This is a genomic window from Tenacibaculum holothuriorum (genome assembly GCF_002120225.1).
In the GTDB taxonomy this organism is placed as follows: Bacteria; Bacteroidota; Bacteroidia; order Flavobacteriales; family Flavobacteriaceae; genus Polaribacter; species Polaribacter holothuriorum.
Genome location: NZ_LAPZ01000003.1, coordinates 198,889 through 219,888, shown reverse-complemented (window position 1 = coordinate 219,888; position 21,000 = coordinate 198,889). Strand labels below are relative to the sequence as shown.

25 protein-coding genes are annotated in these 21,000 nt (G+C 30.1%); 12 read left to right on the top strand and 13 right to left on the bottom strand.

Annotated features, from left to right (window positions below):
- Nucleotides 1-23: 23 nt before the first annotated feature.
- From WH52_RS06265 to WH52_RS06240, 6 genes are all read right to left on the bottom strand, one after another.
- Entirely contained in the window at nucleotides 24-698 is a 675-nt protein-coding gene (locus tag WH52_RS06265) for an energy transducer TonB (RefSeq protein WP_086030089.1), read from the bottom strand.
- Between the two features lie 73 nt (nucleotides 699-771).
- Nucleotides 772-1,437 (bottom strand): hypothetical protein, encoded by a 666-nt coding sequence (locus WH52_RS06260; RefSeq protein ID WP_086030088.1) that lies wholly within the window; start codon nucleotides 1,435-1,437, stop codon nucleotides 772-774.
- A gap of 183 nt (nucleotides 1,438-1,620) precedes the next feature.
- Nucleotides 1,621-2,550 carry a peptidylprolyl isomerase gene (locus tag WH52_RS06255; RefSeq protein ID WP_086030087.1) on the bottom strand — a complete coding sequence of 310 codons (930 nt, stop codon included), beginning with the start codon at nucleotides 2,548-2,550 and terminating at the stop codon, nucleotides 1,621-1,623.
- Between the two features lie 27 nt (nucleotides 2,551-2,577).
- Nucleotides 2,578-4,128 (bottom strand): hypothetical protein, encoded by a 1,551-nt coding sequence (locus tag WH52_RS06250; RefSeq protein WP_233131526.1) that lies wholly within the window; start codon nucleotides 4,126-4,128, stop codon nucleotides 2,578-2,580.
- On the bottom strand, nucleotides 4,121-5,710 hold the full coding sequence (locus WH52_RS06245; RefSeq protein ID WP_086030086.1) for a peptide chain release factor 3: 1,590 nt from the start codon (nucleotides 5,708-5,710) through the stop codon (nucleotides 4,121-4,123). Before WH52_RS06245 ends, WH52_RS06250 begins: the two co-directional genes overlap by 8 nt.
- A gap of 45 nt (nucleotides 5,711-5,755) precedes the next feature.
- Complete coding sequence (locus WH52_RS06240; protein WP_086030085.1) at nucleotides 5,756-6,454, bottom strand: peptidylprolyl isomerase; 699 nt, start codon at nucleotides 6,452-6,454, stop codon at nucleotides 5,756-5,758.
- Between the two features lie 83 nt (nucleotides 6,455-6,537).
- Between WH52_RS06240 and idi the strand changes: the two genes are divergently transcribed.
- The 3 genes from idi to WH52_RS06225 are packed head-to-tail and all read left to right on the top strand — an operon-like array spanning nucleotide 6,538 to nucleotide 8,453.
- On the top strand, nucleotides 6,538-7,059 hold the full coding sequence (gene idi, locus WH52_RS06235) for an isopentenyl-diphosphate Delta-isomerase (protein WP_086030084.1): 522 nt from the start codon (nucleotides 6,538-6,540) through the stop codon (nucleotides 7,057-7,059).
- A gap of 1 nt (nucleotide 7,060) precedes the next feature.
- On the top strand, nucleotides 7,061-7,474 hold the full coding sequence (locus WH52_RS06230) for a 6-pyruvoyl trahydropterin synthase family protein (RefSeq protein ID WP_086030083.1): 414 nt from the start codon (nucleotides 7,061-7,063) through the stop codon (nucleotides 7,472-7,474).
- A gap of 4 nt (nucleotides 7,475-7,478) precedes the next feature.
- Nucleotides 7,479-8,453 (top strand): type I phosphomannose isomerase catalytic subunit, encoded by a 975-nt coding sequence (locus WH52_RS06225; protein ID WP_086030082.1) that lies wholly within the window; start codon nucleotides 7,479-7,481, stop codon nucleotides 8,451-8,453.
- A gap of 81 nt (nucleotides 8,454-8,534) precedes the next feature.
- Here the strand turns inward: WH52_RS06225 and WH52_RS06220 are convergent, their stop codons facing one another.
- Complete coding sequence (locus tag WH52_RS06220) at nucleotides 8,535-8,888, bottom strand: hypothetical protein (RefSeq protein WP_086030081.1); 354 nt, start codon at nucleotides 8,886-8,888, stop codon at nucleotides 8,535-8,537.
- A 490-nt stretch (nucleotides 8,889-9,378) separates the two neighbouring features.
- Between WH52_RS06220 and kdsB the strand changes: the two genes are divergently transcribed.
- The 5 genes from kdsB (at nucleotide 9,379) to WH52_RS06195 (ending at nucleotide 12,046) form a co-directional block, all read left to right on the top strand.
- On the top strand, nucleotides 9,379-10,113 hold the full coding sequence (gene kdsB, locus WH52_RS06215; protein ID WP_086030080.1) for a 3-deoxy-manno-octulosonate cytidylyltransferase: 735 nt from the start codon (nucleotides 9,379-9,381) through the stop codon (nucleotides 10,111-10,113).
- Nucleotides 10,106-10,795 carry an HAD family hydrolase gene (locus WH52_RS06210; protein WP_086030079.1) on the top strand — a complete coding sequence of 230 codons (690 nt, stop codon included), beginning with the start codon at nucleotides 10,106-10,108 and terminating at the stop codon, nucleotides 10,793-10,795. Before kdsB ends, WH52_RS06210 begins: the two co-directional genes overlap by 8 nt.
- Before the next feature lie 3 nt (nucleotides 10,796-10,798).
- Nucleotides 10,799-11,425: a chloramphenicol acetyltransferase gene (locus tag WH52_RS06205; protein WP_086030078.1), complete on the top strand. Its 627-nt coding sequence runs from the start codon at nucleotides 10,799-10,801 to the stop codon at nucleotides 11,423-11,425.
- A 21-nt stretch (nucleotides 11,426-11,446) separates the two neighbouring features.
- A complete protein-coding gene (locus tag WH52_RS06200; RefSeq protein WP_086030077.1) occupies nucleotides 11,447-11,713 on the top strand; it encodes a hypothetical protein in 267 nt (88 codons plus the stop codon).
- Nucleotides 11,714-11,848: 135 nt separating this feature from the next.
- Entirely contained in the window at nucleotides 11,849-12,046 is a 198-nt protein-coding gene (locus WH52_RS06195) for a hypothetical protein (RefSeq protein ID WP_086030076.1), read from the top strand.
- 37 nt (nucleotides 12,047-12,083) lie between these two features.
- On the opposite strand, the gene WH52_RS06190 is transcribed toward WH52_RS06195, so the two are convergent.
- From WH52_RS06190 to WH52_RS06175, 4 genes are all read right to left on the bottom strand, one after another.
- Nucleotides 12,084-12,536 carry a sensor of ECF-type sigma factor gene (locus WH52_RS06190; protein WP_143592086.1) on the bottom strand — a complete coding sequence of 151 codons (453 nt, stop codon included), beginning with the start codon at nucleotides 12,534-12,536 and terminating at the stop codon, nucleotides 12,084-12,086.
- A gap of 1 nt (nucleotide 12,537) precedes the next feature.
- Nucleotides 12,538-13,074: a hypothetical protein gene (locus WH52_RS06185; protein ID WP_086030074.1), complete on the bottom strand. Its 537-nt coding sequence runs from the start codon at nucleotides 13,072-13,074 to the stop codon at nucleotides 12,538-12,540.
- 33 nt (nucleotides 13,075-13,107) lie between these two features.
- Entirely contained in the window at nucleotides 13,108-13,653 is a 546-nt protein-coding gene (locus tag WH52_RS06180) for an RNA polymerase sigma factor (protein ID WP_086030073.1), read from the bottom strand.
- A 107-nt stretch (nucleotides 13,654-13,760) separates the two neighbouring features.
- Nucleotides 13,761-15,206: a nicotinate-nucleotide adenylyltransferase gene (locus WH52_RS06175; RefSeq protein ID WP_086030072.1), complete on the bottom strand. Its 1,446-nt coding sequence runs from the start codon at nucleotides 15,204-15,206 to the stop codon at nucleotides 13,761-13,763.
- 82 nt (nucleotides 15,207-15,288) lie between these two features.
- Here WH52_RS06175 and WH52_RS06170 point away from each other — a divergent pair, with 82 nt between their 5' ends.
- The 3 genes from WH52_RS06170 (at nucleotide 15,289) to WH52_RS06160 (ending at nucleotide 17,568) form a co-directional block, all read left to right on the top strand.
- Nucleotides 15,289-16,071, top strand: a complete 783-nt coding sequence (locus WH52_RS06170; RefSeq protein ID WP_086030071.1) for an MBL fold metallo-hydrolase — start codon at nucleotides 15,289-15,291, stop codon at nucleotides 16,069-16,071.
- 99 nt (nucleotides 16,072-16,170) lie between these two features.
- On the top strand, nucleotides 16,171-16,929 hold the full coding sequence (gene yaaA, locus WH52_RS06165; RefSeq protein WP_086030070.1) for a peroxide stress protein YaaA: 759 nt from the start codon (nucleotides 16,171-16,173) through the stop codon (nucleotides 16,927-16,929).
- Nucleotides 16,930-16,935: 6 nt separating this feature from the next.
- Complete coding sequence (locus tag WH52_RS06160) at nucleotides 16,936-17,568, top strand: SanA/YdcF family protein (RefSeq protein WP_086030069.1); 633 nt, start codon at nucleotides 16,936-16,938, stop codon at nucleotides 17,566-17,568.
- Here the strand turns inward: WH52_RS06160 and WH52_RS06155 are convergent.
- Both WH52_RS06155 and WH52_RS06150 read right to left on the bottom strand, forming a co-directional pair.
- Entirely contained in the window at nucleotides 17,565-18,992 is a 1,428-nt protein-coding gene (locus tag WH52_RS06155; RefSeq protein WP_086030068.1) for an L-serine ammonia-lyase, read from the bottom strand. The two genes, WH52_RS06160 and WH52_RS06155, sit on opposite strands and share 4 nt — an antisense overlap.
- 85 nt (nucleotides 18,993-19,077) lie before the next feature.
- Nucleotides 19,078-19,419, bottom strand: coding sequence for a DUF2853 family protein (locus tag WH52_RS06150; RefSeq protein WP_086030067.1), 342 nt, complete (start codon nucleotides 19,417-19,419; stop codon nucleotides 19,078-19,080).
- Between the two features lie 208 nt (nucleotides 19,420-19,627).
- Between WH52_RS06150 and WH52_RS06145 the strand changes: the two genes are divergently transcribed.
- Nucleotides 19,628-20,995 (top strand): tetratricopeptide repeat protein, encoded by a 1,368-nt coding sequence (locus WH52_RS06145; RefSeq protein ID WP_086030066.1) that lies wholly within the window; start codon nucleotides 19,628-19,630, stop codon nucleotides 20,993-20,995.
- Nucleotides 20,996-21,000 lie beyond the last annotated feature (5 nt).

Here is a 21,000-nt window from a genome sequence, read left to right as displayed (position 1 = left end):
TTAAATTTATATATTATTAATTTTTATGACTTTTTTGGTAATCTAAACATGATAGGTAATCCGTATTTAACTTTTACAGGAATTCCATTATGCTTACCAGCAATGAATTTTGGTAGTTTAGAAATTAGCCTTACAGCTTCTTTTTCTAATAATTCAGTTCCCTTAGGTCCTTTCTTTTTGATATTTACAACCTCTCCATTTTCATTTATAACAAATTGAACTAAAATTCTACCTTCAATTTTTTTATTCAGCGCTTCTCTTGGGTAATTAAAATTACTAATAATATGTTTAGCCATTTGTTTTTCAAAACATTTAGATTGCTGTAAAAGTGGCTCATTTTCACATTTGTCAAATAAAGGAATTTGTTCTACCACATGAAATGGTATTTTTTTTACAGCAGCTATAGCATCGTTTTTTAGTTCTATTTTGCTTACTAATTGACTTTTTTCTTTAATGGTAGGATCAATATTGCTTGTTCCATTAAGAGAAGTTGCATTTGCTCTATTTCTTTTTTTTCGATATTTAATGGTTAAGTCTTTTTTGTCAATAGCTTCAAGAGTTTTTTTTACGTCCTCAATACTACATTTAGTAATACTGTTTGGGTCAACTACAGAATTGTCAGGAGTATCACATTTTTCTTGAGAAAAAATACCGCATGATAAAAGAATTGCAAGAATAAGGGGGAAAGTAGTTTTCATAGTTAAGGGGTATAGCTTGTTGATTTTTTATTAAAAGCGGAGGCTAAGATAAAAAAAACATAAAATTCTAATTTTAATTTAATGTTAAGTTTATTGGAAATGAGTAAGTAACATTCACAGGGATGTTTTGTTCTCTTCCAGGAATTAAATTAGGTATTTTTGAAATAACTCGCTTTAGTTCTTTAGTTATTTTTTTGTTCTTGCTGATTATTTTTGAATTCGTAATTTTTCCATCTATTCCAATAGTTATTTGCACTAATATTCTTTTCGGAATATTCTCATCTGCAATTTTTTCAACATGAATGTTCTTATTGAAATGATTATTAATACTTTCTTTAAAACATTTAATATTTTCTTGTTTAGGACCTATTTTACATTTAGGAAACATAGGAACTTCTTCAACAATTGAAAAAAGAACGTTTTTAGATAAGTTGTTTATAGGTGGTGTGTTTAAAGGATTGTTAGAAACGATTTTTATTTCACTAGATTTAATACCTGTTAATGAATTTCTTTTATTTTTAGATACTCTTTTAAAACGATTAGTAATTCTTTTTCTGGAAGTTTTAATTTTTGTTGAAACTTTTCGCGAGTTGTTTTTAGTAACTTCAATTTCACATTTATTGACGCTAATAGCGTTTAAATCTTGAATTTCAGTTTGCTCTTTTTTTTCGCATGTATTTTGAGCTACTGATAATTTTATAAATAATAATAGGAAAAGTAAAGTAGTTAAGTTTTTCATTTTCTGGGGGTGTTTATTTTAATAGTAAATATCAAAAAGAACTCTCAAGAAAGAATTAACTAAAAATAACTTCTACATTATTAAACTGTTTGTGTAATGTTATGAATATTAATTTAAAATTAAGGAGAAAAAAAGGCTTTCCTCTTTAGGAAAGCCTTCATTTATATTGGATATGTAAAAAAGTTATTTTACATTCATTAACTCTACATCAAAGATTAAAGTAGCATCAGGAGGAATTACTCCACCAGCACCAGCAGAACCATATGCTAAGTTCGATGGAATTACCAAACGAGCTTTATCACCTACATGTAATAATTGAATTCCTTCATCCCAACCAGCAATTACTTGGCCAACACCAATAGCAAAATCAATTGGTTGTTTACGTTTATATGAAGAATCGAATACAGTACCATCTAATAATTGACCTTTATAATGTACCGATACCATTGCTCCTTTCGTAGCTTTTTTACCTTCTCCTTTTTGTAATATTTTATAACGTAATCCGCTTGGAGTTTCGTCGTAACCAGCAGCAACAGAATCTAATAATTTTTTTTGACGTGCTTTTTCTTCAGCTTCACGTTTTTCACGAGCTCCTTCAAAAGTTCTGAAAGCTTCTACAGCATTCCACTTTTCAGCTTCTTCACCAACACGGATAATTTCTACATTCATTTCGTCACCTTGCTCTACAGTATCTACAACATCTTGTCCTTCAACAACGCTTCCAAAAACAGTATGTTTACCGTCTAACCATGGAGTAGCAACGTGTGTAATAAAGAATTGAGATCCGTTAGTTCCAGGACCTGCATTTGCCATAGATAATTTACCTGAAGCGTCGTGTTTTAATTCTGGGTGAATCTCATCATCAAACTTATATCCTGGATTACCAGTACCAGTTCCTTGTGGGCATCCTCCTTGAATCATAAAATCAGCGATTACACGGTGGAATTTTAATCCGTTATAATATGGCTCTCCTTGTGGGCGAGCATTGTTTTCTAAGTTTCCTTCAGCTAAAGCAACAAAGTTACCCACTGTTCCAGGAGTTTTTTCATGTTCTAAGTTCACTAAAATATCTCCTTTAGGAGTTGTGAACTTTGCATAAATTCCATTATTCATTTTCTTTAATTTAAATCTATTTACACTTTATTTTTGACCAGTTAAACTTGCAAAATTGAAGTTTAAACCAATATTTACATTTGTTGAATTTACATTACCGAACGGAGCAATGAATTTACCTCCTGAAACCGATAATGAAAAATTGTTTGCTAAGTTATAGTTTAAACCAGCAGTAGGTCTAACCACAATACCTTCATCGGTATCTACACCAGCGCCACCAGCTGCACCACCAACTAAGTCGATAAATGCATTTAGTTTATTATTTAATATTGAAGGAGTTTTATAACCAATACCCGCAAGTCCGTGAGCATATCCACCTGATTGACCATCGTAAGCAAAACCAGCTTCTCCTATTAAATAAAAATGATTCGATATATCATAATTAAATTGAAGGGCTAACAATTGTAAGTCAACCTCATATTTATTGTTTGGAGGGTCGAACTTAGCAACATTAAAATAAGTTTGGTTTTCTACTCCAACGGATATTCCTTGGGTTTTATATGTGTTTATTTCTTCGGAAGAATCTGCTCCTCCATTTAAACCATAATACTTAATACCAACACCGTAAGTATAGGCTTCAAAATCACCATCTAGGGCTCTGTAATATCCTCCATGACCACTAATAGCAAATTTGTTTGATATTTTTAAATCAACTCCTGCTGAAGGATAAATGGTAAGTCCACCTTCACGAGCAATACGACCACCAGCAGCACCAATTCCTATTTTTCCGAAGATATTTACATATTTAGATTGATAAGGATGGTATCCTGCTCCGAAGAATAAATCCATGAATCCTGCACGTAAGCCTTTGTAAATGGCATCGGTATGGACAAATAAGAATATATTTTCTTGTAAGTATTTTTGATATTCGAATCCTAAAACATACAAGGTTTCATTTAACTCACCTCCATTATCCTTTTTTGATTTTCCGATAGGTTGAAAGAAATCAAAACGAACTTGTTGTACATTTTTCACGATTGGTCTTTTCCAGAAATTATCAGAAGAAAGATTAGAGATTTCGAATTCTTTTTGAGCGTCTTTATAACTAGCTAAACGTAAAACACTTGGTATTTCTACAAAGAAAGAAACTGAGTTACTTTTAATTTCTCCAGAATAAAAATTAACGTGACTGTATTGAACACCAATCGAGTAGTCGTTTTTCTTGTATTGTAAACCAATATTTGGATTTATAAAACCACCATCGTTGATATATTTTCTATATCCGCCGCCACCTCCAAAGTGGAAATTAGCATCAAGATATAAGTTTTTATACAGTTGTTTGTTAACTCCTAGTTCTACACCTAACGTAAATAAACCACCTTGGTCACCAGTTAAAGCAGCATACATGCCAACACCACCATATAACCAATCGTTAAAAGGAATTTGATAATGTAAGCCCATCATTCCCATAGTTGGTTTCAATTCTGGAAATTTTTCTGAAGGCATTTCCACAGGAATAAAATTCAAACGAACTTTATTGTGTAACTCTTTTCCTTTTAATGTTGATAGGTTTTCTTGACTTTGTAAGAACAAAGAAGCAAGAATCAAGAACCAAGACAGTATATGTTTTTTATTCAAACTCACTTGTAAAATGTAGTTTTACAGTTGGATATTTACTTTGTGTCATTTGTATTGTAAAAGGAGAATCGGCTAAAAACACCAATTGACCTTGTTTATCTTTTGCTAAATAACGTTGCTTAACACGTTTGAACTCTTTGAATTCTTCGTTCTTTTCATCTTCTGGTTGTACCCAACATGCTTTGTGAACATGAATGTTTTCATAGGTACATTTAGCTCCATACTCATGCTCTAAACGGTATTGAATTACTTCATATTGAAGTGCACCAACGGTACCAATAATTCTACGTCCGTTCATATCTAAGGTAAATAATTGAGCAACTCCTTCATCCATTAATTGATCTAATCCTTTATATAATTGCTTTGCTTTCATAGGATCAGCATTGTTAACATAACGGAAGTGTTCTGGAGAGAAGCTTGGAATCCCTTTAAAATTAAGTTTTTCTCCCTCAGTTAAGGTGTCTCCAATTTTAAAGTTACCAGTATCGTGTAATCCCACAATATCACCAGGGAAAGATTCTTCTACAATTTCTTTCTTTTCAGCAAAGAATGCATTTGGGCTTGAGAATTTTACTTTTTTATTATTTCTTACATGTAAGTATGGAGTATTTCTTTTAAAAGTACCAGAAACGATTTTTACGAACGCTAAACGGTCACGGTGTTTAGGATCCATATTTGCGTGAATCTTAAATACAAATCCAGTCAGTTTTTCTTCTTTTGAATCTACTAAACGTTCTTCTGCTTGTTTAGGTTGTGGGTTTGGAGCAATATCAATAAACGCATCTAAAAGTTCTTTTACACCAAAATTATTTAATGCAGAACCAAAGAAAACAGGTTGTAAATCTCCTTTAATATATTCTTCTTGATCAAACTCTGGATATACTTCGTAAACTAACTCAGTTTCTTCACGTAAAGTTTCTGCCGCTGCTTCACCAATAATAGTATCTAATTCAGGGTTGTTTAAATCATCAAATTCAACTCCTTCAGAAATAGTAGTTTTGTTATCACCCGAGAATAGGTTTAATTTCTTTTCCCAAATATTATAGATTCCTTTAAAGTCGTACCCCATTCCAATAGGGAAACTCATAGGTGTTACTTTTAAGCCTAATTTTTGTTCAACTTCATCTAATAAATCAAAGGCGTCTTTACCTTCACGATCTAATTTATTAATGAAAACAATCATTGGAATTTTACGCATTCTACAAACTTCTACTAATTTTTCGGTTTGCGGCTCTACACCTTTAGCAACATCAATTACCACAATAACACTATCTACAGCGGTAAGTGTTCTAAAAGTATCTTCAGCAAAATCCTTGTGACCAGGTGTGTCTAGAATGTTAATCTTTCTATCTTTATAAATGAAAGCTAATACAGAAGTTGCTACCGATATACCACGTTGACGCTCAATTTCCATAAAATCGGAGGTAGCTCCTTTTTTAATCTTATTGTTTTTAACGGCTCCAGCTTCTTGAATAGCTCCACCGAATAATAACAATTTCTCGGTCAAAGTAGTTTTACCAGCATCGGGATGTGATATAATTCCGAATGTACGTCTCTTTTGTATTTCTTCTAAAAAACTCATCTATAAATTTTAAGGCTGCAAAGATACTGTTTACTAGCGCAATTATCAATTTAAAATTTCAACCTTCATATGAATATCTTCTATAGGCCATTCTCCTTCACCAACTTTTACATTCGCAATTTTATTGATAGTTGAAAATCCTGAAATAACTTCACCAAAAACAGTATGTTCGTTATTTAAATGATGCGCTCCTTTTTTACTTTGTACAATATAAAATTCGAAAGGAGTAGATAATTTATTCGGATTATTTTCCCATTCGCGAGCAGAAGCTAAAGCTCCGTATTTATGTTTTCTGTTTTTCCTAAATTCAGGCTGTAACAAATAGTTTTTGTATTTATATCGAACTTTAGATGTAGCATATTCTTCTGAATCTCCACCTTGTATCACAAAGTTTTTAGCAACTCTGTAAAAAACAGTTTTATCGAAATAACCAATCTTGGTTAAGAAAATAAAGTTAGCTCTGTGAATAGGTGTGTCATTAAATAGTCTAAGTTTTATATTACCAAAGTTGGTTTTTATAATAACTTTAGTTTCGTTGTTTTGTTTACCATATTCAGTAAAAAAAGCATTGACATTTTTTTTGTTTAAACTATCCCAAGGTCGTTTTGTAAAGGTCTTTTCTTTATCCTTTTTAATTTTTTCAATAGAAGTTTTTTTTATAACTTCCTTTGGTTTGGTGTTATTATTGCACTGAATAAATGAAATGGTAAATGTTGAAATAAAAAGAAATTTTAATAGTTTCATTGTTATAAATAGTCAAATCAAGAAGCAAAGATAAGTAAACTATAATCTGATTTTTGTAAGTTTGCTTTTAGTAAAATATTAAAATGGTAGAACAGGTAATTTTAGTTGATGAAAAGGACAATCCGATAGGATTAATGGAGAAGATTGAAGCTCATGAAAAGGCATTATTACATAGAGCTTTTTCGGTTTTTGTTTTCAATTCAAAAGGAGAATTGATGTTGCAACAAAGAGCTGCTCATAAATATCATTCACCATTATTATGGACAAATACTTGCTGTTCTCATCAAAGAGATGGAGAAACTTCTTTAGAAGCAGGAGGAAGGAGATTAAGTGAAGAAATGGGTTTTACTTGTGATTTAGAAGAAGTGTTTTGGTTTATTTACAAAGCACCTTTTGATAATGGATTAACAGAACATGAGTTAGATCATGTAATGGTTGGGAAGTATGAAGATAATCCAGTGATAAATCCAGATGAAGTAGAAGATTACAAATGGATGCCTTTAGAAGCTGTGAAGAATGATATTGAAGCTCAACCAGAAATTTATACTGAATGGTTTAAGATAATTTTTAAAGAATCTTACGACAAACTAGTAAAGTTTATATAATATGCCAAGAGTAACAGTACATAGAAAAGCTCATTTTAATGCTGCTCATAGGTTATTCAATCCGAAATGGAGTGATGAAAAAAACGTTGCTGTTTTTGGTAAGTGTAGCAATCCTAATTATCATGGTCATAATTACGAATTAATAGTTTCTTTAACAGGAGAAATTGATAAAGAAACAGGCTATGTGTACGACTTAGGAATTTTAAAAGATTTAATTAAAGAAGAGGTAGAAGAAGCTTTTGACCATAAAAATTTAAATATTGAAGTAGAGGAGTTTAAAGCTTTAAACCCTTCTGTAGAAAATATTGCTGTAGTAATTTATGATAAATTACGTGTAAAGATTGAAAAAGAATATGAACTAAAAATAACTTTATACGAAACCCCGAGAAATTACGTCACTTATAGTGGAGAATAGAATAATGATAGATCAGTTAATAAAATTTACCCCAATTTTAAAAGAAAAAATTTGGGGAGGTGACAAATTAATATCCAAACTACATAAAAAATCTAATACATCTAATTTAGGAGAAAGCTGGGAAATTTCTGGAGTAGATGAAAACATTTCAATAGTTAGTAACGGTACGTTAAAAGGAAAAACAATTGATGAACTTATTAAAAAATATACTTCTAATTTTTTAGGGAAAAAAGTGTATGATAAATTTCAAGAAAAATTTCCTTTATTATTCAAGTTTATCGACGCTAGTGAAAAATTAAGTATTCAAGTGCACCCTAATGATTCGCTATCAAAAGAAAGACATAATTCTTTTGGTAAGACAGAGATGTGGTACATTTTAGATTCTGATGAAGAAGCAGAAGTTGTTGTTGGGTTTAAAAAAGATTCTAATGAAGCTGAATATCAACAACATTTAGAGCAAAAGAATTTACTTTCAATTTTAAATACCGATAAGGTAAAAAATGGGGATGTGTATTTTATTCCAACAGGAAGAGTGCATGCCATAGGAGCGGGAGTTTTATTGGCTGAGATTCAACAAACATCAGATATAACTTATAGGGTTTACGACTGGGACAGAAAAGATAGTGAAGGAAATGAAAGAGAATTACATACTTCTTTAGCTACCGCTGCAATAGATTATAAAGCACAAAAAGATTATAAAACAAATTATTCAGTGGAAGAAAATAATTCTTCTGAAATAGTAGATTGTCCTTATTTTACAACAAATATGTTGTCTCTTAATAAAAGAGTTGAATTAGATAATTCTACCAAAGATAGTTTTGTGGTTTATATGTGTGTAGAAGGAGAAGTAAGTTTTACCTATAATAATCAAGTTGAAGAATTAAAAATGGGAGAAACTATTTTAGTTCCTGCTTGTATTTCTAAATGTTCTGTTTCAAGTCCAACATCAGCAAAACTTTTAGAGGTTTATATAAAATAGTAAACAGCCTTAAAGTAAATTATTTACTCTAAGACTGTTTAACAAACAAACCAAATCAACTTATAATCTTGAAAATGATTATTAAGAAGCTTTTTTCAATGCATAACCAAAAGTGGCTTTGCATATAATATCTTTTTTATTCTCTTCTTTTTTCGATACTGTTATGTCTAAGACTAATTCAGTAGTACTTAATTTTTTAATGTTATTTTTTATAATAAGCTTATCGTTTAAGTAGGCATTATTTAAAATATCAAACTCTATACTTTTGAAGCTTAAGTTAGATGAGTTTTGATAACGTATAAGTGAAGAATTTACACTCGATTCTATTTTATCATACAAAATAGAAGTTTTAAGTGTTTTGTTTTTTTTGCTAATCTGTTTTTTGTTAACTACGAATTGAGATGAATTATATATGTTGTTTTGTAAAGTTTTCATGTTGTTTAAGTATTAAGTATGAGTAATAGTTCTGGTTCTTTTAATGTTTGATGCTTAACATTGTTCATAAAACATTTGCCTTGTCGATACATAATTGTTGTAAAATTTTTCATGATTGATATAATTTAAATTGATATATAAAAAAAGGTGCTTTTCTTATGAAAAGCACCTTTACTATTTTTATAATTTTATTGAATTATTTTTTTCTTCTAAATTCATTCAAGGTACTTTTCTTTACGTATACATGCTGCTTTTGCATTTTTGTATAGCCACCAAACATAAACGTACGGCAAATAACCGTGTTAATTACTTGCTTAGTTACATACATTATGTTTGTTAATACCTTATTCATGCCACCAAAAATATAAAAGATTATTAATAATCAAAGTTAAATAGCTATAAAATAAGTGTTAAAGTTATAAATTAAACAGAATTAAGAATGAAGTTTAATTATGTGTATCTTTGAGTTTATATTACAGATATAGTATTTATGAAGATTATAGCTATGATTCCTGCACGATATAGTGCTTCTCGTTTTCCTGGTAAATTAATGAAAGATTTAGGAGGTTTGCCAGTAATTGCAAGAACTTATAAAGCAGCGAAAAACACCAATCTTTTCGATGAAGTTTATGTGGTAACAGATTCTGATATAATTTATGAGACAATAGAATCTCATGGAGGAAAGGTTATAAGAAGTAAAAAAGAACACGAAACAGGATCAGACAGAATAGCAGAGGCAGTAGAAGATTTAGAAGTAGATATTGTTGTTAATGTTCAAGGAGATGAACCGTTTATAGATGAAACTTCTCTAAGAAAACTGATCAATATTTTTAAAGAAGACACTCATAAGGAAGTTGATTTAGCGTCGTTAAAAGTTCATATCACAAATAAAGAAGATATTGAAAATCCGAATAATGTTAAGGTAATTACCGATCAAAACAATTTAGCATTGTATTTTTCGAGAAACCCAATTCCTTACCATCGAGATAAAGATATTACAGTAAAATATTACAAACACAAAGGAGTGTATGCTTTTAGAAAAGAAGCATTAATTGACTTTTATAATTTACCAATGACACCATTAGAAGCTGCTGAAAAAATTGAGTGTATTCGATATTTAGAAGTAGGAAAAAAAATAAAAATGGTTGAAACTGATGTAGAAGCAATTGGTATCGATACACCAGAAGATTTAGAAAAAGCCAAACAATATTTAGAAAATGTATAAAAATATTAAAGTAATAGCTTTCGATGCTGATGATACTCTTTGGGTAAACGAAACCTATTTTAGAGATGCCGAAAATGAGTTTGCTAAATTATTGTCAGACTACGAAACTGAAAATAAAATTCATCAAGAGTTATTTAAAAAAGAAATAGCTAACCTAAAATTATATGGTTACGGAGTAAAAGGATTTATGCTTTCTATGGTCGAAGCAGCTTTAGAGTTATCTAATTATAAGATATCTCAAAAAACGTTAAATCAAATTCTAAGCATAGGTAAAGATATGTTAGAAAAACCTATCGAATTGTTAGATGGAGTAGAGGAAACACTACAAAAACTACAAGGAAATTATAAATTAATTGTAGCTACCAAAGGAGATTTATTAGATCAAGAGCGAAAATTAGAAAAATCTGGAATCTTACAGTATTTTCACCACACAGAAGTAATGAGCGAAAAGAAAGAGGATGATTATACCAAAGTTTTAAAACGTTTAGAAATAAAGCCAGAAGAGTTGTTAATGGTAGGTAATTCATTAAAATCAGATGTATTGCCATTGGTAAATATTGGTGCTTCTGCAATTCATATTCCGTTTCATACCACTTGGGCACATGAAGAAGTTTCAGAAGAACAAAAATCATCAGACTATAAAACTGTAGCAAATATTAAAGAAATCACCTCTTTTTTATAAATAATGAAGTATTTAGATATTGAAAACTGGAATAGAAAAGAATTATACAATCACTTTAGAACGTTAGAAGATCCATCGTTTGGAATAGTTGCAAATGTTAATGTAACTAAAGCTTTGAGGTTTTCAAAGAATAAGAAAGTATCTTTTTTTGTATTGTATCTTCATAATTGTTTAAAGGCTTTAAATTCTGTTGAAAATTTTAAATATAGAATTGAAGAAGACAAAATAGCAATTTACGATGTTATTAATGCTTCGGCAACGATAGCAAGACCCGATACTACTTTTGGTTTTTCATATATTGAATTCACAGAAGATTTTGAAGAGTTTAATAGAAGATTTCAAGAAGAGAAGAAAAGAATTATAAACTCTACAAATTTGTTTCCTCCAAAGTATTCACTTGGATGCATTCATTGTTCGGCATTACCATGGTTACATTTTACAGGGCATAAAGAACCAATTTCAGGAAATAAAGATAATAGTGTACCACAATTAGCTTTCGGAAAAGTTAAAGAAGAAAGCGGCAAACAAATTATGCCAGTAGCAATTACAGTAAATCATGCTTTGGTAGATGGTTATCATGTAGGATTATTTTTTGAAGAATTTCAAAATCAATTAGATAAAATAGGTTAAATTTGCATCAAAATTAATATTATGGCAAGCATAAAAAATTTAAAAAAGGATATAGATTATACATTAGGTGATATTCTTGATATTACAAATTTAACAGCTGGATTAAATTCAGATGTAGATGAAGCGAAAACAGAAGCTATTAGAAATGAAATTTTTGAAGTTTATGATGATTTAATAGCTAAAGTTAATGCTAAAAATGTAGAAAACAAAAAAGCTCATTTTAAAGCAATTAGCGTTGAGTTAGAAGAAAAAGCAAATACTTTAATTGATAAGGTAAATGCCTTATAATTAGAGTGTAAATAAAATGAAGTGAATCCGACTATGTTAATAAGTCGGATTTTTTTTGCTCAATTTTAACATATAAGTGAGAATAAAAAATCGTAACTTACGTTAGTATTTTGAATCCCTCTTAAAAAATAAAATATGGCTAGAGCAATGTATGAGTACACTAAGACTGTACTTAAAAAAGTAAGTTTTAATACAGACTTATTTTGTAGAGAATTAGAAAAAGCATTGGGTAGATTATTACCTTATGAAGTAGAAGAATTAACCATTTGGTTAAAACAATTTACGGCTAACAAACCAGAATTATATGTTTGTATGGCGTTAGTTAAAAAATAAAAAGAGAGTTTATATAAACTCTCTTTTTATTTTTTAGTTATTTACGTTTTTTATGTCTTAGCTTACCTATTAATTTTCTGTGAAAATCTTTTTCAGCAATTTCTAGTTGAATAATTTTCTTGTAAGGAAGAACATCGAGTAGTTTTTTGTAATAGTCTTTACGCATTTTATAAACTTTTTCTCTAAGAGAAAACATTTTTAAAACAATTTCTTTTGATTGTTTTTCGGTTAAAGCTTCAACATCTCCATTTTTACGAATTTGTTTCCACATTAAATGTTTCTCTTCGATACGTAAATCATTTAATTCTTTATCGTATTTGTTATAAATAGGCCAAAATTTTTCGGCTTCTTTAGAGGTTAAGTCTAACTTTTCGGTTAAGATCCCAACTTTTAAAGCTCTAATTTTTTCTCTACTTTCTTTTTTGTACTTCACTTGTGCTGAGGCAGAAAAAGAAATTAAAAAGATTAATATGTATGTAATTTTTTTCATGTTAATTAATTTCATTTATAAGTGAAGATGCATCGATTGAGTTTAAATAATCTTCAATTTCTATATCTTCTATAGTTGTATTGTCTATTAATTCGTTGTCGTTAAAATCAGTTTCGTCTAAAACCGAAGCAAGGTCGGTTGTGTTAATAGATGTATATCCATTTTCAAGCCAATTTTCAATTTCTGTGCTTGAAATATCGTCAAAAGTAATTGTTTCACTTTGCACAGAAAAATAGTTTATTCCAATAAATAATAAGACAGAAGCTGCAGCTGCTAATGGAATTGCTTTTTTAAGACGTGAACGTAAATTAATCACTTTAGTTTGAGAGGGTACTTTTTTAAGTATTTCATCTTCTAAAGAATTAAAATAATCTTTAGGAACTTCAAAGCCATTTGTTTTTGGTAACTTTTCTTCAGCTATCTTAGTGAAAAAATCATCTTCAACAGAATCTAAAAAGTTCGTAGGAGTTTTAAAGCCTGTGCTTTTAATCTCATTAAGAGACAACTCTTTCTTATTATGTTTATTAAATTCTTTCATGTTACTATTAAGACTATTATTTCCTAAAAAGGTTTAATTATAGTTTTTTACAAACTCTTCTATTTTTTTTACAGCATGATGGTAAGATGCTTTTAAACTACCCACAGATGTGTCTAAGATTTCTGAGATTTCATCATACTTTAATTCATCAAAATACTTCATATTAAAAACCAATTGTTGTTTTTGTGGTAATGTTGCAATTGCTTTTTGAAGTATTAATTGAATTTCATCTCCAGAAAACCAATTATCACTACTCAAATTTGAAGCCAATTGTTGCTGCATATCAGAAATATCAATATTTTTTTCTTTAGCTTTCTTATTAATAAAGGTTATTGCTTCATTTGTAGCAATTCTATACATCCAAGAAAATAGTTTGCTTTCTGCTTTAAAATTATCAATACTTCTAAATATTTTGATGAATGTGTTCTGTAAAACATCATCTGCGTCGTCATGAGAAATTACAATTTTTCGAATATGCCAATACAAGCGTTCTTTGTATTGAGACATTAGAGCACGAAAAGCTTTTTCTTTTGTACTCTTATTTTGTAATTGCTCTATTAACGTTACTTCTGCTATCAAATTTTGGTTGATTTTGTATGTAAGACTACATAAAATATAAAAGGTTTAAAATAGTTGGATTAAATTTATAAAAAAAGGAGGTATTAACCTCCTTTTTAATTTTACTATTATAAATTTCTTCGTTTCGTATAACCGAAGAGTCTATTATTTTTGATCATTTCAGAAACTCCTTCTGGTAACATGTTCTCCCAACCTTCTTCTCCGGATTTAATCATCGCTAAAACTTTTCGAGAGAAAATATGAAGAATATCGTCATCAATATCTTTAATATCTACAAGTCTACCATTAGTTTTAAAGAATTTATATAATTCTTTCATCCTAGGGTGTACTTTTAAGTTTTCACTAGTTATAAACTCTCCTGATTCTTCTTCTTTGTACGGGTACATATACACTTTTAAATCTTTGAAGAAAAGTTTACCAAATGCTTCTAAAATACCTCCACTTAAATCTCTATAGTATTTCTCGTCAAAAATTTGAATTAGATTATAAACTCCCATAGCTAATCCCATACGTTCTTTAGTGAATTCACTAAAGTATTCTACAAGCTTGTAATACTCTTGGAAGTTTGTAATCATTACATTTTGACCTAATGAACAAAGTAGTTCTGCTCGATCTAAGAAATCACGTTCATTAATTTCACCTTCAGCACGTAAATTACTTAAAGTGATTTCGAAAATAATTTGAGATTTTTCTGGATTTACCTTACTCTCGTTAAAGAATAGTTCTTTAGAGCGTTCGAACATATCCATGTTAACTTTTGTTACAGGACGGAAACTTCCACGAAGTGCTAAGATGTTCTTTTTATATAATACTTGAGCAGGTAATAAATTATTTCCGTCAGGACCAAACATTACAGCATTGGTCATTCCATTTTTAACTAATTGTAAACTCATTAAACGGTTGTCTACATACATAAATCTTGGACCAGAGAAGTTAATCATATCTATCTCCAATTGATCGTGATCTATATTGTCATAAAACGATTTTACCAATTCTTTTGGGCTATCGTTCATGTAAAAAGCTCCGTATATTAAGTTTACACCTAAAGTACCTAAAGTTTCTTGCTGTGCTCTAGCGTCAGTTTCTTTAAAACGTAAGTGTAAAATTATTTCGTTATAATCTTCTAAAGGATCTAATTGAAAACGTATACCAACCCAACCATGTCCTTTAAACTTCTTTGTAAAGTTTATAGTTGCAACAGTGTTTGCGTAACTAAAAAATAATTTATCTGGATGTTTTTGTCTATCAAGACGCTCTTCAATTAAGTCCATTTCATGTCTTAACATCTTTTTTAATCGCGCCTCGGTAACGTAACGACCGTCATTTTCTATTCCGTAAATAGCGTCAGAAAAATCCTTGTCATAAGCACTCATTGCTTTTGCAATAGTACCAGATGCTCCACCAGCTCTAAAAAAATTACGTACCGTTTCTTGTCCTGCACCAATCTCTGCAAACGTACCGTAAATATTAGCATTAAGGTTAACCCTAAGTGCTTTAGCTTTACTAGTAGGTACTGTATTTATTTTTTTATCTCCTTTTAAAGTAATTGCCATTTTGTAATTGTTTGTTACGTTAAACAAATGTACAGAAATTCGTAACTATCAGTCAATTTTTAATTGCTATTTTTGTGTTGAAATGACTAAGAAAACTAAGTTTAAAATAACATTTTTAGGAACAGGTACTTCAACAGGTGTTCCTATGTTGACGAGCAAACATCCTGTAGCACAATCTAACAATCCAAAAGATAAGCGATTACGTTCTTCAATATTAATTTCTTGGGATGAGTTTACGTATGTTATAGATTGTGGTCCAGACTTTAGACAACAAATGATGCGAGAGCAGGTAGAGAATATTAACGGAATATTATTTACTCACGAACATGCAGATCATATTGCGGGTTTAGATGAAATTCGCCCATACTGTTTTAAGATAGGACCAGTACCAATTTATACAAGTGAGCGTGTTTTAAAAGTATTACAAAAACGATACGATTATATTTTTGCTATAGAAAATAGATATCCGAGTGCTCCATCTGTAAAACCAACTATTATTTCTCATCAAGACAACTTTATGTTGAATGGAATGGAGGTAATTCCTATTGAAGTAATGCATGGGAAATTGCCTATTTTAGGATATCGCTTTGGAAATGTAGCTTACTTAACCGATATGAAATCAATGGAAGATATTGAAAAAGAAAAGTTGAAGGATCTTGATGTTTTAATTGTGACAGGTTTACGAAAAGAACCACATTCAACACATTTTAACATTGAAGAAGCGTTGAGTTTTATAGAAGAGATTAAGCCACAAAGAACGTATTTAACGCATATAAGTGAATTGTTAGGCTTGCATGATGAAGTAGAGAAGGAGTTGCCAGAAAATGTATTTTTATCATATGATGGTTTAGTAATAGAATCGTAATTGATAAAGGTTATACAGAAATAAAAAAGATAAATAAAAGGAGTTTATAAATTTTATAGATTCTCACGTATTTTTACAAAATAAAACTGAAAAGAAGACATGAAAATCATAATATCACCAGCTAAGTCATTAGATTTTGAATCAAAAGTACCTACAAGTTTACATACTCAACCTTTGTTTTTAGAGCAATCTGCAAAATTGAATAAAAAACTAAAAACACTTTCTAGAAAAAAGTTGTCTGAGTTAATGAAAATTTCACCAGACTTGGCTTCGTTGAATTATGATAGAAATCAAAATTGGTTACCGCCTTTTACTTTAGAAAATGCAAAACAAGCTGTATATGCATTTACAGGCGAAGTATATAGGGGATTGGATGTAAATTCAATTGAAAGTGATAAGTTACCTATTTTACAAGAACGATTACGAATTTTATCAGGATTATATGGTGTTTTAAGACCGTTAGATTTAATTCAGCCGTATCGCTTAGAAATGGGAACAAAGTTAAAAGTAGGAAGAGCAGATAACTTATATAAATTCTGGGGAGATTCTGTGGCTGAAACTTTAAATAGCGAAATGAAAGATGATGAACTGTTTGTGAATTTAGCGAGTTCAGAGTATTTTAAAGTGATTCCTAAAAAGGTGTTGAAAGTGCCAATGATTACACCTGTATTCAAAGATTTTAAAAATGGACAGTATAAAACAATTATGACTTTTGCCAAAAAAGCAAGAGGATTAATGGTTCGTTATATTGTAGATGATAACATTACAACTTTAGAAGGGTTAAAATCTTTTAATATAGATGGTTATGGTTTTTCTGAAGAAATGTCTACAGACACAGAATTAGTTTTTACAAGATAAATTTAAGTGAAAAGAATACTTAAAATTATATTTTATACAGGGATAGTTTTGTTAATCACTGTTTTTGTTTGTAATAAAATTGTGGTTAACAACGCTGAAGATAGATTATATACTTCAGTAAATGAAATTCCAAAAAACAAAGTAGGTTTACTCTTAGGAACTGTTAAGTATTTAGCGGATGGTAGAGTTAATTTGTATTATCAGTTTAGGTTGGATGCAGCAGTAAAGTTATTCAAATCTCAAAAGATTGATTTTATTATTGTAAGTGGTGATAATGGTTCTAAGAATTATGATGAACCAACCGTTTTTAAAGAAGATTTAATACGATTGGGAGTTCCTGAAGACAAAATATTTTTGGATTATGCTGGCTTTAGAACCTTAGATTCTATAGTAAGAGTTAAAGAAATCTTTGGTCAGGATTCGGTTACAATTATCTCACAGCAATTTCATAATGAAAGAGCGTTGTTCTTAGCGGATAATTATGATATAGATGCAATAGGTTTTAATGCCAGAGGTATTTCAGGAAAGTATGCTTTAAAAGTTACTATTCGAGAATACTTAGCTAGAGTAAAACTTTTTATTGATGTATTGTTTAATGTTCAGCCTAAGTTTTTAGGTGAACCTGTAAAAATACATTAACAATCTGCTAAACCTACGGTGATTGCTAAACCACCTTCAGAAGTCTCTTTGTAATTTCTGTTCATGTCTTTAGCAGTTTCCCACATAGTATCGATAACCTTATCTAACGGAACTTTAGAATCTTCTGGATTCGTTTCTAAGGCTAATTCCGCAGCATTAATAGCTTTAATTGCCCCCATAGCGTTACGCTCTATACAAGGAACTTGTACCAATCCACCAATAGGATCACAGGTTAAGCCTAAGTGATGTTCCATGGCAATTTCTGCAGCGACTAAACACTGTCCTGGAGTTCCTCCTAAAAGTTCGGTTAAAGCAGCAGCAGCCATAGCTGAGGAAACCCCAATTTCTGCTTGACAACCTCCCATAGCAGCAGATATGGTTGCATTTTTCTTAAAAATGCTTCCTATTTCACCAGCAACTAATAAAAACTTTCTAATATGTTCTGAGGTAGCATTATGGTTTTCAATTACCATGTAGTACATTAAAACAGCTGGTATCACACCAGCACTACCATTTGTAGGGGCTGTAACAACTCTACCTAAAGCAGCATTTACTTCATTTACAGAAAGTGCTAAGCAACTTACCCATTTTAAAATTTCTCTAAACTTAACTTCGGTGCCTCTAATGGCAGTAATCCATTCCTCTTTAGAGTTGTATGTAGCACCTTTAATTAGTTTTTTATGTGTTTCAAAAGCTCTACGTTTTACGTTGAGTCCACCAGGTAAAATCCCTTCTGTATGACAACCAATGTACATACATTCTAACATGGTGTCCCAAACTCGATCTAATTCAGAATTGATTTTGTCATTAGGCTGTATTGCAAGTTCATTTTCGAAAACAATTTCAGAAATAGATTTATTATGCTCTTTGCAATAGACTTCTAATTCAGTAGCTCTATTTATTGGAAAAGGAAAGTTTTGTTTGTTGATTTCAGAAGTTGAATTTCCTTCTGTTCCCTCTTGAATAACAAATCCTCCACCAATTGAATAATAAGTCTCTGTTGAAATTTCTTCTTGATTAGTATTGAATCCTCTAAAAGTTAATCCGTTAGAGTGAAAAGGTAAAAAATCACGATTAAAAACTACATTATCAGTGTGAAAATTTAATTCTCTTTCGGCATTGAAATGTAAGGTGTGATTTTCTTTTATTTGTTGAATTGTGGTATCAATATCTTCAATAGGAATGTATTCAGGATCTGTACCGCTTAAGCCTAATAATACCGCTAAATCGGTAGCATGTCCTTTTCCTGTTAAAGATAATGAACCGTATAAATCTACTTTAATAGAAGTTATGTTATCAAAAGAATTAGTTTCTTTTAATTTCTTAATCCATTGTTGTGCAGCTCTCCATGGACCTAATGTATGAGAACTAGAGGGACCTACACCAATTTTTAGCATGTCAAAAACACTAATAAATTGTGACATAAATAAGTTGTTTGTTCAGAGCAAAAATAAAAAAATCCTGTATCGAAAAATCAATACAGGATTTATATTTTGTAAAATTGTTGGTTTACATTCCGTAAACAGATTCTTTATCGAATTTCTTAGTTAACATGTAGTAAACAACTGCACGGTACTTATTTCTTTCAGATCTACCAATTCTTTCCATTACTTCATCAATAGCTTCATCTAATTCTGGGCTATCAGCTAAACCTAATTTTTTCATTAAGAAGTTCTTCTTAACAGTTTCTAATTCTTTAGGATCTGTACCTGATACGGTCTCAGCATCTTTTTTATAGATAGATGGACCTAATCCTTTAGTTACGGCTTTTAATAAATCTGTATTAGAACGAATGTTTCTGTCATCCATAAATTTTTTATACAGTTCTACTTTTTCGTCAAATTTACTCATGATTTTTTGTTTAAATAATATTTATAAGTTGTGATTGAATATTTAATTCTTTCAAATATAGAAAAATAAATTAGGTATTCAAACACTCTTTTTTTACTAGCTGTTAAAGTATTTATAATTGTTAATTAAATTGTTGAAAACAAATAGGAGCTTTGGTAAATAGGCACTATTCTTGTAGTAAATTTATATGAATTCAAATCTGTAGCCTATGTCACTATCAAAATTTGAATCGATGTTGAAAACCAATGATGTATATTTTTTCGATGCCACAGAGTTCGAATTAATTATACAACATTATCTCGATGTAGGTAAGCATTCGCTAGCAAAAAAAGCGGTTCAGCTTGGTTTAGAACAGCATCCTTCGTCTATTCAGTTAAAATTAATGTATATAGAATTGTTGGTATTTGAGAACCAATTACAAAAGGCAATTACTTTATTACGTGAAATCGAAGCTGTAGAACCACATAACGATGAGGTATTTATTCAAAAAGCTATGATTATGTCTAAGAAAAAAAGACATAAAGAAGCTATTACAATATTGAAATCGTCGTTAGAGTTCGTTGAAGATCCTGCAGATATTTGGTCTATGTTAGGTATGGAATATCTTTATTTAGACGATTTTGAAAATGCCCGATTAAACTTTGCAAAATGTATCGATGTAGATTTTGAGGACTATTCTTCGCTCTACAACATGGTGTATTGTTTCGATATGGAAGATAGCCATGAAGATGCAATTAAGTTTTTAAATGCTTACATAGATAGAAATCCATACTGTGAAATTGCATGGCATCAATTAGGAAGACAATATTACGCAATCAATAATTTTAAAGATGCATTAAGAGCTTTTGATTATGCGGTTATTATAGATGAAAGTTTTATAGGCGGGTATTTAGAAAAAGCCAAAACATTAGAACAGTTAGAAGAATATGAAGAGGCAATAAATAACTATTTAATTACTTTAGAATTAGACGATCCTACAGCTTATGCGTACACAAGAATAGGCGAGTGTTATGAAAAGTTAGAAGATGTATCCACTGCAATTTTATATTATAAGAAAGCGGTACATGAAGATCCGTTGTTAGATCGTGGTTGGATAATGCTAACCAATGCTTGTTATCAGTTAAAAGACTACCAAAAAGCATTGTATTATATAAATAAAGCAATTCAAATTGATGAAACTAATGCTTTATACTGGAGAAAATATGGAGATATAAATCTAAAACTAAACTTTTATGAAGAAGCTGTAAAAGCTTTTAATATGTGTATTGATTTAGGAGATATTGAAATTGAAATCTATGTTGCTTTAGCTGATGTTTTATTATTCTTAGGAGAGTTTAACGATGCATTACGAGTAATGATTAAAGCAAAGAAAACTTACAGAGAATTTGCTGAAATTGAGTATAGGTTGTGTGGTTTGTTTATGATTCTAAATAAAGAAGAATATAGCTTAACACATTTAAAAAATGCCTTAGAGATAGATTATGAGTATCATTATATTTTAAAAGAATTATTTCCTACAGCATTTGATAATTTAAGAGTTCAAGATATATTATCAGATTATAAAAAAAGCAGTTAATTAAC